Source organism: Streptomyces sp. P17 (genome assembly GCF_032436805.1).
GTDB lineage: Bacteria > Actinomycetota > Actinomycetes > Streptomycetales > Streptomycetaceae > Streptomyces.
This window is the reverse complement of sequence record NZ_JAVRBF010001267.1, coordinates 1-248: the sequence shown is the minus strand read 5'-3', so window position 1 is coordinate 248 and position 248 is coordinate 1. Positions and strand designations below refer to the sequence as shown.

The 248-nt window shown below is 51.2% G+C and carries 1 protein-coding gene; it reads left to right on the top strand.

Going from position 1 to position 248, the window contains the following annotated elements; all coding sequences use genetic code 11:
* A partial coding sequence (locus RMT89_RS44645; protein ID WP_315889471.1) for a hypothetical protein occupies positions 1–248 on the top strand: 248 nt, incomplete at both ends.

Below are 248 nucleotides of genomic sequence, written 5' to 3'. Positions count from 1 at the left end.
CTCCCTCACGGGACAGGTGATTGCGCAAATCGATATCTCGATTCTTGCAGCGGCCGCCGATTACATGCGGTTCGAAAATCCGACCGTCTCCGAATCCCATATCATCGATCAAATGCAGATTCGTTGGCTGGTCCAGTGTTCCCGTCCGGCCATGCATTTGACCTCTTTCCAGAGTCATAATGCTCACCATTTCCTTAACCTTCATCATCCGCGTGACCTTTTCGCGATCAATCCGGCTATGCTCGAAA